The sequence below is a fragment of the Haloarcula sp. R1-2 genome (assembly GCF_011627385.1).
Classification (GTDB): Archaea; Halobacteriota; Halobacteria; order Halobacteriales; family Haloarculaceae; genus Haloarcula; species Haloarcula marismortui.
The window spans coordinates 1-12446 of sequence record NZ_JAANTG010000007.1; the positions used below are offsets into that span (position 1 = coordinate 1).

Here is a 12446-nt window from a genome sequence, read left to right on the forward strand (position 1 = left end):
GATCAGTTCCAGACAGAGCGACAAGAGATGGCTCTCATCATCGAAGACGGCGAGGTTATTGGACTAGTGACCGTCACTGACCTGCTGGAAACGATTATCGGCGATATCGAAGATCCGCTCGACCAAGGCAGCGCTGACGTACTTGAGTGAAAAATGCTTGACCGTTAACACATACGTCAGTGGATTCGCCATCGCTAATTGTTGTCGGAGCCACTCATGTGAGACTTGCGTATCTCTCGCGGAGCCGACTACAGATTGAACAGATTGGACTGGTAGATATTCCGCCTGTACTGATTGGTTCAAGCGCTGAACCACAATCGGTGAGTTACTGCTGTATTCGTGGGGTCTATTCAGCAGTTCGTGAACGAACCATTATGGATTCTATCAAAATCATGGTACCCAATACAGCGCGCCTATGCAGCAGCGGTCTCAACACCAGTAACCTCGAACCGCGCTCCGCCAGTTTCGCTGTCGGTCACACTGATATCCCACCCGTGGGCTTCGGTAATCTCCTGCACGATGTTCAGTCCAAACCCAGTCCCCTCGTCTGCAGTCGAGTACCCGGCCTCGAACACCTCGACGCGCTCGTTCTCGGGAATGCCGGGACCGTTGTCAGCGACATAGAAGCCGTCATCCAGATCGCCGGCTGTTATCCTGACGGTTTCACCACCGTGTTCGACCGCGTTCCGGAATAGGTTCTCCAGCAATTGTTTCAGGCGGCTCGACTCGGCGATGATCGTCTGCTCGGTCTCGGTCACGAGGGTTGCCGAGACTGTCTCAACGTTACGCCAGCACGCATCAATCGTGTCCCCGAGATCGACTGGGTCCGAGTCCTCGACTTGTTTGCCCTCTCGTGCGAGCGTAAAGACGTCGTCGATGAGTGCATCCATCCGGTCGTGTGCCTGCGCGACGCCGTCGAGATGGTCGCTGTTACACTCTCGTTGTGCCAGTTCCAAGCGTCCAGTGGCCACGTTCAACGGGTTGCGAAGGTCGTGAGAGATGATGCTGGCAAACTCATCAAGCCGGTCGCGCTCACGCTGGAGGTGCTGTCGCTGTTCGACGTGGTCGAGCGCAGTTTCAACATTCGCTGCGAATACGTCCGCGAGTACTTCATTTGTCGCGTCGAAAACGTCTGCTTCCGGTGATGAGAGGATGAAGACACCGTAGTCGTCGAGCGGAATGATGTATTCACTGCGAAACGGCGTCTCGGGGTCGAATGTATCGTCGGCCTCGCGAATATCCGCAAATCTCTGGGCCTCACCCGTTCGGTATACCTGCCCCGCCAGACTACTATCGACAGGAAGCGAAGGTGGCGAGTCGTCGAGTACGTCGTCGGTCTTGTCCGCCCATGCGATGGGTACAAGCGCGTCTGCCTCCGTGTCGTAGTGATGAATACCGTTCATCGGAACCTGCAATACCTGCGTGGCCGTCTCAGACGCCCGTGTCGCGACTTCCTCAACGGTCGTTGCCGTCATCAGGTCCCGCGTGGCTGCGTGTAACTGCTCCAGAGAATTCTCTCGTTGCTTTCGCTCGGTGATATCCTGAAACTGAGAGAAGATAGCTACGACATCCTCATTCTCGTCGGTTACTACTCTATTGTGCCACTCACAAATAATCTGTTCACCATCTTCCCGGATATTTTCATTGATGCTGTGGTATCCACCCTTGTTTTCGAGGAGATTGGCCACAACGTCACCAACGGCATCGCGGTCGGGTTCCGTGACAATCACCTCCCATGGTTGGCCTGCCAGATCGTCTTCAGCATACCCGAGGATATCTTCGGCTGCATCATTCATACGGACGGCATCGAAGTTCTCATTCCACTCGATGACACCGAGCGGAGACTGCTCGAAGAACAGGTTAAGCCGTTGTTCCCTGTCAGCAAGTTCTATCTGGGCATAGTGATTTTTGACTGCGTTCCTGATTCGGTTTGTGAGCAGGGCATACTGGCTGATTCCACCCTCTTTTTGCAGATAATCCGTGACACCTGCTGAGATCGCGTCGCTGGCGACTTCCTCACTGCCTTTTCCAGTATACAAAATAAACGGGAGGTCCGGGAACTCATCACGGACTTGTTCGAGAAACTCAATGCCGTTCTGCCCCGGCATATCGTAGTCGGAGACGATACAGTCGAAGTCATCCGCAGCAAGTCGCTCCAGCCCCTCACTCGCGCTCGTTGCGGTCGCAACAGTGAACCGGTCGTCCTCACGTTCAAGCATATCAGCTGCCAACTCTGCGAAATCCGGCTCATCATCGACGTGAAGGACGGAGATACTCACTGTTTTGTTCAATATGTCAGAGTTTGGCAGTTGGCCTTTATAAGGTTGTGGCACGATTTTCGGACGAAATAATAGGAATGGTAGCTGGTCAGAAGGTACCGTCCGCTGCCGACTCCTGATCGAAAATGTCGCAGTTTGCGCACGGCCATGACCCGGAGGTGATGGAGATGGGACCACCAGACCGTGCAAGATACGCGTCTTCCATCTTACATACCAGTTCGAATACCACTCTCATCTAGTAGTTGCTTGACCGGTCAGTTCGCAGACTGAGCAGCCTCTTCACTCTTTTCAATGAGCAAAGAACCTGTATTTACAACGGCTGAGAGACTGTGATTGTATAGTTTCAGTATGACGGGGCTCCTCTGTGACTAGTATTCAGCACTGAAGCAGTACTGCACCGTCTACGTCCAATACAGTAGTGCTACCTGCAGACAGCCGGTGCTAATCAGATTCATGTGAGTATGGATTGTTTCTGTCTATCTCCCTTCTAAGCGCGGCTTAGCGCGGGTTCTCTCCACATCTGTAAGCCACCAATGACTGATCCAGACAACTCGACAGACAGTCGTATCGTAACGCTAACCGACGCGAAAGGGTTCGTCTACGAGCCGGTTCGTGGTCCAAAGCGCAAAATCCAATTCAACCCGCGATCTGACGGCCGCTTCGAGCGCGTTGAGGCCGTCTGGAACGGGTGTCGCTGGCGTGTGACTGGTCGGGAAATCGTGACGACAATGCGCCGGATCTAATCTCTACATCGCTCTTTTTTAATCGAGTCGAGTGTGTAACTGCACTACTGTGGTGTATTAACCAACAACTTGCAGCTACTATCTACTTTTGTTGGTTAAGTTGACCGAGTCGTTGCACCGCCCCGCACCGGGTTTCCGGTGATGCAGGCATATGCGTTAGGTGGATCACAAAATATAGCGCAAATGTGTTCCGTGGTCCAAGGTACGGTCCCCACCACTCTCGGAGTAAATCAATGACTTTCCATTGGAATCTCTCATGTAGCGCAGGGTAGTGTGGCGACACACTAGGCTTTTGACAGACGATTACCTACTGAGAGATATGAGCAGCGACAGGATCGATGCCGAAAGTAAGGTGTCCGGGAATCAAGCAAACATCCCTGCCCGGATTCGACGTGAACTCGATATCGACGATGGTGACCAGCTCCGCTGGCAACTCGAAGACGACGGGAGCATCCGGGTGCAGGTCATCCAACAGCAAACGGGCACGTTCGCCGATTTTAACGGCTACGCTGGTGAGGAGTCGACCGATGTAATGAGCGATCACGACGCCTGGGGCGTCGACGTCGAGTAAATGCCACGGGCACTCATCGATACGACAGTCCTCTTTGCTGCCGCATATCGGCGGGATGGATCCCACGACGTTGCGCTCCCGGTACTCCAAGGCATCGACAATGGAACGCTTCCGGAAGCAGTCGTCCTCGACTACGTACTCGCGGAAACCCTCAACGGCCTCACGACCCACGCCGGCCACGACGCAGCCGTCGATTTACTTGATCGCATCGAAGAAAACGCCCGCTTCCACATCGACTCCCTCACCACCGACGCCCTCGCGACAGGGAAGGCCCTCTTTCGCCAACACGAACCGCTTTCCTTCGTCGATGCCTGCATTATCTCGTATATGCAAACCGAGGGACTCGGCTACCTGTATGCGTTTGATGACGATTTTGACGCTGTCGAGGATGTCTATCGGCTCGATACAGCAACGAATCCCTACGACCCAAACTGACGCTGGCAGACGGCACAGCTGGCGACGACGGCCGGTCTCAGGATAGTCACATCTCGTAGTCAACCGCTAGCTCCTGATACTCGTCCCACTCCGGAAGCCCGTCGTCGTCGACCTCGCCGTGCGTCTCGAGGTAGCGCAGCAAGGCGTCGATTTCGGCTTCGAGGCCATACTTCGCCGCCTGCTCTCGGAGGTCCGCCTCGTCGACGTCGACGTGGCTGAGCAGGAGGAGACAGTACGAGCGGTGGCGGCTGCCGTCGTCGATCAGTAGCGTGTGACAGCAAAGTTCCGCCGGGGAGACCGCATCAAGTTCCTCGGAGTAGACGTAGTAGCGGTGGCCGGTAAGCAGGAACTGGAGGTCGAAGGCCGCGAATCGAGCGAGGCCAGTTTCGTGGAATCCCTCGGCGTCGATTTCCGTCTCAGATTGGGCGAGAAATTCGTCGTAGTCCTCCCAAAGAATCGTGCCCTTCGGGGCGGCGGCTTCGAGGCGCTGGCGGTGCAGATGGTGTGCGAGTTCCCGGGCAAACGCGTGGAGGCGGTCGAAGTCGGCGTTGAAGTCATAGTGGCCGTCGTCCGTCCCGACGAGACCACGGTCGCGAAACCGCTTGAGGACGCGGTTGACCGTGTTGCGGTAGTTGTCGCTCCGGTCGGCAACCTCGGAGACAGTTCGCGACTCATCGAGGTAGTACAACACCTCAAGTGCCTTGCCGGTCAGCATCTCGGGGAAGCCGATGTGGGAATGCTGACGGACGAGGTCCCGATAGAGTTCGACGGCGCGAGCATCCGACGGAACGACTCGTTTTCGCCGGCCGTCGCGTTCCGTGTAGACGAGTCCCTTCTCGACGAGGTCGCCGACGGCACGAGAGAGGTAGCTCTCGCTGTGGTCGAGCTTCGTCGCGAGTTCGGAGATCGTGTCGCCGCGGTCGACCGTGGCGAGGACCTCGAGTTCGATGCGCCGGAGCACGGTGTAACATAGTACGAAACTATTATATAAAGAAGTTTCAAGTGGTGTTACAATCAGCGGTCGCGAGAACTGCCTCCACCGTCTTAACCAACAAAACTATGGATTCATGGGCCGTGTTGGTTAACACGAGAGGAACCGATGACCTACGAACCCCCGACCCCACCGGCGAACCTTCCGACGGAGGTCGTCAACACGCTCAACGAGTCGTCTCCGGAGCAGGTCCGAAACGTTGCTTCGTACGCTAAAGCGCTCGCCGAGCACAAGGAACGAGAGGCCCGCCTTGAGGAGTCAGCAGATCAAAAAGAGGTCGAAGAGCGACCAGACGATCTTCCAGACGACGTCCCTGCTAAAGCGACGATCACGATCAAGGAGATCAACGACAATCGCTACTACTACTGGCAGTGGCGGGAAGGAGATTCGGTGACGTCAAAGTACAAAGGGCCGGTGAATCCCGACGAGTAGATGAGATTGAACTGTAGCCTGATGTCCTTTTCAGTACCACTAGAGACGTAGCGGACGACGCCCCAGAGTGTGAATGGGTCCGGTCAAGCCGGACGAGTAAAACTCGAAGAGAGAGAACACCCTCCCCACGTTTCCGTCGTAACTGGATGTTGACAGAGGGGTGAAGCAGATTTGGAAGGGACCACACCCCCCGCATCTCCGTCGTTTCTCCACCGTCTCCGCATCATCGATGGTACCGACGACAAAGAAATCGTAGGACACCCTCCGTTTTCGAGTTGTAAATGGGAGAGGGCAAAGAAGTGACATCCTCCGCGCCGTGAACGGCGCGGCTTCCCTGCATGGGAATACCGGCTAACTACCGGCAGAGGGTTCCGACCCGACCTCTCCGAGCGTCATCTGCCGTGGTTGGCTCTGCTCGGTGGGGATCGCGGCGCTGTCACAGGCGCTCCCATCCCGTGGGATGTCATCGCCCGCCGGTTTCAGCGGCAGGCTCTCACCCCACGGGTCGTGGCGGTCAGCGATGTTGGCCGCCGCGTTGATGTCTGCGTGGTACTCCGACACCCAACACTCCTCGTTCTGACACCGAAATTCATCGCCGTCCCGACGCCCGACGTGGCCGCACTCGTGACACGTCTGCGACGTGTAGGACGGCTCGACGTATTCGACCGGGATGCCAGACTCTCGCGCTTTGTCCTCAATGCGCTCCTGCAAGCGAGCGAACGCCCATGCGTGGAGGCGTCGGTTCATCCACTCGCCGTAATCGAGATGCTCGCGGATGTACGAGAGGTCTTCCAGAACGATCACAGGCTTCTCGAATCGGCAGGCGTACTCGATTGCCTGCCGAGACGCCTTCTCGATGATGTCTGTGAGTGCGTTCTGGTAGTGGTCGAACCGTTCGTCAATCCGCCACTCGGCGGCGTCACGCTCTTGGAAGCGCTTGAGCGTCGTGTGCATCTCTTTGCGGAGGTGGCGAGCGCGGCCACCGTTGATGAGTAGTGGGTCGGTCGGAGTGCCCTGCTCGCAGGCACAGCCCGCGAGCAGGTGTGCTTCGCCAATGTCGAAGCCGACTGGTGTTACATCGTCGTCTGTCGGTTCGTAGTTCGGTTCTTCGACCGGGAACTCGACGGTGACGTGTAGCGTCCACGACGTGCGGTGGCGTTGCAGGCGGAGTTGCCCTGCCGACGGTTCACCGTCCACGAGGTCGTGCCACAGTTCTTTTTGAGCGGGGTTGATACGGAGTGGTATCCAGAAGTTGGTGCCGCGACCGGGCTGTGGTACCCACCACGTAAACTCGTAGTCGCGTTCCGGCGAGTGGTCGAACTCAGCGGCTTGGTTGGTGAGCCGAACCGGGTGGTCGTCGTCCAACTCCTGTGCATCGTAGGTTCCGTACAGTTGCGGAACGTAGTTGCACAGGGCCGCCTTCGCCTGATACGGCAGGTCGTAGGGCGTCACCACGTCGCTGGTGGCGGTCATCGTCTCGCACCCGGCCTCGAACGCCTCGTGGAGTCCTGCGCGGTAGGTGTCGAGCAGGTCGCACAGTTTGCGCTCTTTGTGGTCTGTCGGCGGGGCGAGCGTGGCCTCCAGCGTTTTCGTGGTTGTTGCGGTCATGCTACTGGTTTGCCACGTAGTCCATCAGCACGTCGATGCTCACTTGACCGGTCGTGGCGAGGAAATATCCCGGTTGCCAGAACGCATCTTCGAGCGTCTGTTTCACCTCAGGGTACTCCTGCCGAATCCGGCGGGATGTGACGCCCTTGAGCGAGTTGATGAACTTTGTGAGGTCGGTGGTGGGTTTGGTCGTGAACAGGATGTGAACGTGGTCGGTGCCGCCGTCCACGTTCTTGATGTCGGCCTCGAAGTCCTCTGCAATCTCGTGAGCGACTTCAGCCACGCGCTCCAGCCGCTCATCGGTGAGGATGTCGGCGCGGTACTTCGTGACGGTCACGAAGTGATATTGAAGCGCGTAGACCGTGTGCGATCCGGATTGCAGGTGATACTCCATTTGGCCTCACCGAATACAAGACACCCAATCTCAGTAACTCTTGCGCCGTTGGGTATTCGGTTGGGCAGAACCGCGTGGAGTGTCGAACCGGGCTTACGCGATTCACGCCCGCCGTGAACGGCGGGATTCTCTCGCTGAATCAAGATCGATGAGGATAGAATTGAATTCAGGTCCCTAATGAGTTCGTCGAACGGTGAGGAAGTATTCGAGAGTGGCCATCGAGGCATCACCAATCAAGAACAGGACGACGGCAGTTTAGATACAGCACGAAATGAAATTCGAGCGGTGAACATCAAAAGAGCCGGAAACTGAACCGGTTTTCACTTCGATGACGGGGGGATGGTCGACCCTGCATTTACACTTCGATGGCGGGGGGTGTCAGACGTTCGGCTTACACTTCGATGATGGGGAGGGTACATCTAGTTCCAACCACAGATACGCAAATATACATAGGGGCCGCCGATTCTGCGTTACACATCGATGACGGGGGGCCTTCCACCAGATATACTTCGGTGTCGGTTCTAACTAATGGGCCGTGAAATCGCTAAATTTAGACGATGTATTACATACAACGGGCGAATAAACATCGACGGAGGTTAATCTTTTTAATCCTCCGGCGTACAGCAGGCATATGCCCGGTAGTGATCAAAAAGAGGGGGACCAATCCACCCTTGATGAAGAAACTAATTCTACATCGGATGGACAGCAGTTAGAATCCGCCCGTGAGGATGCTGCCGGAGACGCAAGCCCAAATCAGGGATTGACCGAAGAGACCGCTCAGCGGTCGATCCGTGATATGCTCGATGATGAAGGGGAGGCATCGGTGTTCGTCAACCGGGACCTCGTCGAGCCTGACACGATCATCGACGAGGAGCGAATCGTCGGCCGGGACGACCAGCTTGAGTCCGTCGTCTCGTTTTTGAAACCGACTCTCCAAGGAAATCGGCCGCCGAATATGCTGCTGTACGGTCCCGCAGGAACAGGTAAGTCACTCATCATCGGGGCCGTCACGCAACAGATCATCGATCTCTGTCAATCCAAAGGCGAACGTTTCGGTGTTATCGATATCAACTGCCAGCCAATCAATACGCTCGATCAAGCCGTCTACGAACTTGTCCAAACCGTCGCTCAGGACGTTGGTACTGAAGTCGGTGTTCCAGAGACCGGTGTATCGACAAAGCGCAAGTACCGACGTCTGTACGAACTCATCAACGAGTTCTACGATTCGGTTATCTTCATTCTCGACGAGATCGATCTCTTGGTCGGCCGGCGTGAAAACGACGAACCCGCATACTCGAAGCTTCTCTATCAGTTATCGCGGGCAAGTAACACGAACGAAATCGAAGGCCGCGTGTCCGTTGCAGCGCTGACGAATGATCCAAGATTCATGGAAGACATCGACGGGCGTGCCGAGAGTTCATTCAATCCACGTGACGTCTACTTCCCAGATTACGACGCGAACCAACTGCGCGAAATTCTTGCAAATCGACGCGATGCGTTCCGTCAAAATGCTCTCGACGACGACGTGATTCCGCTCGTGGCGGCGTTCGCTGCACAAAGTCACGGTGACGCACGGAAGGCGATCGACCTGTTCCGCGGTGCCGGTGACCTCGCAGACGAACGGGGAGATGAAGTGGTCACGGAGGACCACGTCCGAGAATCTCAGGAGGAGATTGACAAAGACCGGTCGCTGAAGCTCGTTGAGGGGCTTACGACACAAAAGAAGATTTCACTGTACGCAACTGCAGCCGTTGCGTATCACTCGAGTCTGACGGGTAGTTCCGTCCCAAGCCCGGTTGGATTCAAAGTTTATCAGTGGGTCACGAACGAACTCGATGCGGACCAGATGACTCGTGAAACGTACGTCAAATATGTCAAAGAACTCTCGACGTACGGGTTGATTTCAACATCCCGGAAAAGCCGCGGACGAGGCGGCGGGATGTATATGGAGTTCACATTCACGGGTGATCCTGAAGCGATGATGACTCGGATTGTCGATGATACACGTCTGGAAGGAATAGCCCAGCAGGAAGAACTCCTCAGTTCAGTCGTGAATGCTCAACTGAAAGAATTTCACGAGGAGTGAGGTCTGGTCGAGCATCTAATGGAAAACACACCCCCCATGTTCGATGTGTAAAGCCGAGACAGTAGCGGGGTAGAGGTCGAGAGAGTCCTGAACTGGTCTCGGTGCGTCAGAGAACACGGAGCATCTACTTCCACATCAAACCTTCTAACGGACTAAAGATGAGATCAAGATACGGAGTCTCGTGACCCCCACCCCCCGTCATCGATGTGTAAACAGCAGGGGGTCGAAGGGGAACTCACGTGGATCAGATCACGAAAGTCGGGTTTGACGCCATGAGACGGTTGAAAACAAGATAGATCGCATATGAAGACAGGAGGCATGATGGAGACATCCATGTTCGGTTAGTCGAAGTATCACTTCTCCTAACCTTTTCATCTAAACCTAGTACGGTTTTGATTATAGCGCACTACATATAAAACTTCATCAGATAATATGCATTGCTTACGAGGATATAGATTCGACCGCTGAGACGTTCTTCTTCATGTCTGTAGCCTCATCGCCCGTTTTCGCCGTTCTCCTCTCGTCACCCCTCCCCTCCTCTCATCGTTTTACACATCGATGACGGGGGGAGGGAGTGGGGGGCATGGTTCTCTACTGAAATTATTCACTGGTCGGTCACTGGAAATCGGTTAGCTCTGGGTCACGTACCCCTGAGAGTTCTTTTTGAATGTCCGTGTAATCCCACCCTAGCGGAGAGAGGAGGCTCTCTATCGCCCGGACGAGTTGCGTTTCGTAGTATGACGCATCGTATGACCCGATCTCCTCGTGAGCCAATGCGACACGGTCTCGCGAGGATTTCTCGTCGTCGACGACCACGTACTCGATATCCTGGCCCGGGTGGACTGCCAGGTCCTGCTCGCGGGCTCGCTTCAAGGCGGCCACGTTCTGGGTATTCTGTGAGTAGCCTTCCAGCGGCTTGGAGACACGGTTCTGTTCGACGAGCCGCTCCACTGCTACGTTGCCCGCCTGCAGTTCGTCGATTGCTCGTTCGAGATGCCCGAGAACCGCGTCCGGAGATTGAGTCGCATCGAGCCGTTCGAGACAGTCCCGCTGGACATCCTCGATGAACGGCGGGGTCGAGCGCTGCCGGGCTTCGATACCTCTGACCTTGAAGTCGTCGTCGCCGGCGACCTTCCCGAAGTACTTCGTCAGCGCGCCGGCGCCGCTCTCGCGCTGCGGGACGAACCCCACCCAGTCGTAGTGGGCTTCGTGTTCGAGCCGGATTTCGACCTCTTCCGTGATTGCCGTCGCGAGTGTTTTGAGGTCCTCGCGGTTCTCATCGTTGACATCAGGGTCCGGGGTCACCCAGATGGAATCGACGATGCCGTGGACGACCCGCCAGCCGCCGGCTTCCAGTCGCTGTTTCGCCGTCAGCAGAATCTCGCGAGCAAACGCGTTGATTGCCTCGTGACACTCGATACGGCCGAACTTCGCGTTGCTGAACCCCTGATAGCCGAAGCAGGCGACGAGGATCCACTTCAGCGCTCCCGACCGTCCCTCGAGCTCCGCCAGCCAGTCCTCATCGGGGTCGTCCCGTTCCTTCTCGCGATGGATGGTCGCCTTGATCTCGTCGCGGGCGTCGATGATCGGCTGCAGCACGTCGACGAGGTAGCCCCGGTCGTCGCAGATCGAGTACCCGAGGCCGGGGACATCCTCCCGGTCGCTGTGGCAGTCACACCGGATGACATCCGGTGAGACGTTTCTGGTACAGATGATGTTCGGGTACAACGAGGAGAAGTCGAGTTCATGGACGTTCTCGTGGAGGCCGACCTCGGGCGCGAAAATGAACCCGCCGCGGTCGGCGTCGTGGAGTGTCCCCATCGGCTTGTAAAACTCGTGACGCCAGGAGTTCCACGGGACGAGGATGCCGCGGTCGTGGGCCTCACAGATCTGGATCGCCGTCAGCACGTTCCCGATCGACGCCCACGCGAGCTCCTGAACGGGCTTGTTCGAGCGCGACACGAGGTCGAGGACGCCGTCGAGGTTCGTCTCCCCATAGAAGAACGTGTTCGACTCGTCGATGATTGCCCGACCAGGCACGTTGTACCGCGCCGGCGAGTGACCGACGCGACCGTAGCTTGAGTATGTTGACCGGCTCGCAAGCTGCTGGTATTCGACGTCCGGCCACCGACTCAGCGAGAAGTCGTCGATGCCGGCGTCCGTCGCCATCTCGTACAGAGTCGGGACGATCTCGCTGGTTGAGCAGACCAGGACGTCCGGATCGTGTGCGTCGAGCGCCCCCTGGACGGCGGTCAGGAGATCCGTCGGCGAGCCGGTGACGGTGTCGCCGGCGACGGACAGCTCCCCATAGATGTCGTTGCTCGTTTCGGTCACCGGGACGCTGAGCCGGAGCGTCGACAGCTCGCTCGCCGGCGTCGGATCGGCGCCGGTCTCCAGACAGTACCGGAACTCTCGCGAAAAGTCCACGTTGAAACAGGCGAGGTCCCCGACTGGATAGTCCGACAGCTGGCGCGCTTGCCGGGCGAGTGGAGTGACGCGATCGATGTGGGCAACGTCGACTGCGAGAACGGCCTCCTCGTCTCGTCGAAAGCCGGGGCGTCGCGCAACCAGTTCGGTCGCGACGACATCCGGGTGCTGGTCGTACACCGACTGGAGTATCGTGAGGTCGAGGTCGGCATCAGGGTCGCGAGCGGCGACGTAGAATCGCGGTGTGTAGTTATCTCGTTCTGATGCGATGGCGCCGTCGGCGGTCACCTCCCACTCCAAGACACGACCGTCGCTTAGGAAGTCGATTGTGAACGGCATTCCCTACAGAGCCTACAGTGAGGTTCCGGATAATCGATGGCGTGTCACTTCCGGATTTCAGGGAACGATGGTCTCTCTCGCAACCATCTCGGTCACGGCGACGACGGATGCTGGTCGTACACCGACTGGAGGATCGTAATG

10 protein-coding genes are annotated in these 12446 nt (G+C 56.9%); 5 read left to right on the top strand and 5 right to left on the bottom strand.

Translation table 11 applies throughout. The features are described from left to right. Positions 1 to 413: 413 nt before the first annotated feature. The gene (locus G9C82_RS19500) at positions 414 to 2279 is read right to left on the bottom strand and encodes a PAS domain S-box protein (RefSeq protein WP_127015091.1); all 1866 of its coding nucleotides are present in this window, start codon (positions 2277 to 2279) and stop codon (positions 414 to 416) included. A gap of 533 nt (positions 2280 to 2812) precedes the next feature. Here G9C82_RS19500 and G9C82_RS19505 point away from each other — a divergent pair. The 3 genes from G9C82_RS19505 to G9C82_RS19515 all read left to right on the top strand — a co-directional run bounded on the left by G9C82_RS19505 (position 2813) and on the right by G9C82_RS19515 (position 4028). After that, entirely contained in the window at positions 2813 to 3022 is a 210-nt protein-coding gene (locus G9C82_RS19505) for a hypothetical protein (RefSeq protein ID WP_004966715.1), read from the top strand. 319 nt (positions 3023 to 3341) lie between these two features. Beyond that, positions 3342 to 3593: an AbrB/MazE/SpoVT family DNA-binding domain-containing protein gene (locus tag G9C82_RS19510; protein WP_127015092.1), complete on the top strand. Its 252-nt coding sequence runs from the start codon at positions 3342 to 3344 to the stop codon at positions 3591 to 3593. Beyond that, on the top strand, positions 3594 to 4028 hold the full coding sequence (locus G9C82_RS19515) for a PIN domain-containing protein (RefSeq protein ID WP_127015093.1): 435 nt from the start codon (positions 3594 to 3596) through the stop codon (positions 4026 to 4028). Between the two features lie 46 nt (positions 4029 to 4074). Here G9C82_RS19515 and G9C82_RS19520 read toward each other — a convergent pair whose 3' ends face one another. After that, a complete protein-coding gene (locus G9C82_RS19520) occupies positions 4075 to 4989 on the bottom strand; it encodes a MarR family transcriptional regulator (RefSeq protein ID WP_127015094.1) in 915 nt (304 codons plus the stop codon). Positions 4990 to 5127: 138 nt separating this feature from the next. On the opposite strand from G9C82_RS19520, the gene G9C82_RS19525 reads away from it, so the two are divergent. Continuing rightward, entirely contained in the window at positions 5128 to 5451 is a 324-nt protein-coding gene (locus G9C82_RS19525; protein ID WP_127015095.1) for a hypothetical protein, read from the top strand. A 351-nt stretch (positions 5452 to 5802) separates the two neighbouring features. On the opposite strand, the gene G9C82_RS19530 is transcribed toward G9C82_RS19525, so the two are convergent. Beyond that, a complete protein-coding gene (locus tag G9C82_RS19530; RefSeq protein WP_127015096.1) occupies positions 5803 to 7059 on the bottom strand; it encodes an RNA-guided endonuclease TnpB family protein in 1257 nt (418 codons plus the stop codon). 1 nt (position 7060) lies between these two features. Further along, positions 7061 to 7453 (bottom strand): IS200/IS605-like element ISNph5 family transposase, encoded by a 393-nt coding sequence (tnpA, locus tag G9C82_RS19535; protein WP_127015097.1) that lies wholly within the window; start codon positions 7451 to 7453, stop codon positions 7061 to 7063. A gap of 796 nt (positions 7454 to 8249) precedes the next feature. Between tnpA and G9C82_RS19540 the strand changes: the two genes are divergently transcribed. Beyond that, the gene (locus G9C82_RS19540) at positions 8250 to 9539 is read left to right on the top strand and encodes an orc1/cdc6 family replication initiation protein (RefSeq protein ID WP_174790062.1); all 1290 of its coding nucleotides are present in this window, start codon (positions 8250 to 8252) and stop codon (positions 9537 to 9539) included. A gap of 615 nt (positions 9540 to 10154) precedes the next feature. Here the strand turns inward: G9C82_RS19540 and G9C82_RS19545 are convergent. Further along, positions 10155 to 12305: a type B DNA-directed DNA polymerase gene (locus G9C82_RS19545; protein ID WP_127015099.1), complete on the bottom strand. Its 2151-nt coding sequence runs from the start codon at positions 12303 to 12305 to the stop codon at positions 10155 to 10157. Positions 12306 to 12446: the final 141 nt, after the last annotated feature.

Coding starts and splice junctions, on each gene's coding strand:
- G9C82_RS19505 (WP_004966715.1), top strand. CDS start 2,813: ATGACTGATCCAGACAACTCGACAGACAGTCGTATCGTAACGCTAACC.
- G9C82_RS19510 (WP_127015092.1), top strand. CDS start 3,342: ATGAGCAGCGACAGGATCGATGCCGAAAGTAAGGTGTCCGGGAATCAA.
- G9C82_RS19515 (WP_127015093.1), top strand. CDS start 3,594: ATGCCACGGGCACTCATCGATACGACAGTCCTCTTTGCTGCCGCATAT.
- G9C82_RS19525 (WP_127015095.1), top strand. CDS start 5,128: ATGACCTACGAACCCCCGACCCCACCGGCGAACCTTCCGACGGAGGTC.
- G9C82_RS19530 (WP_127015096.1), bottom strand. CDS start 7,059: ATGACCGCAACAACCACGAAAACGCTGGAGGCCACGCTCGCCCCGCCG.
- tnpA (WP_127015097.1), bottom strand. CDS start 7,453: ATGGAGTATCACCTGCAATCCGGATCGCACACGGTCTACGCGCTTCAA.
- G9C82_RS19540 (WP_174790062.1), top strand. CDS start 8,250: ATGCTCGATGATGAAGGGGAGGCATCGGTGTTCGTCAACCGGGACCTC.
- G9C82_RS19545 (WP_127015099.1), bottom strand. CDS start 12,305: ATGCCGTTCACAATCGACTTCCTAAGCGACGGTCGTGTCTTGGAGTGG.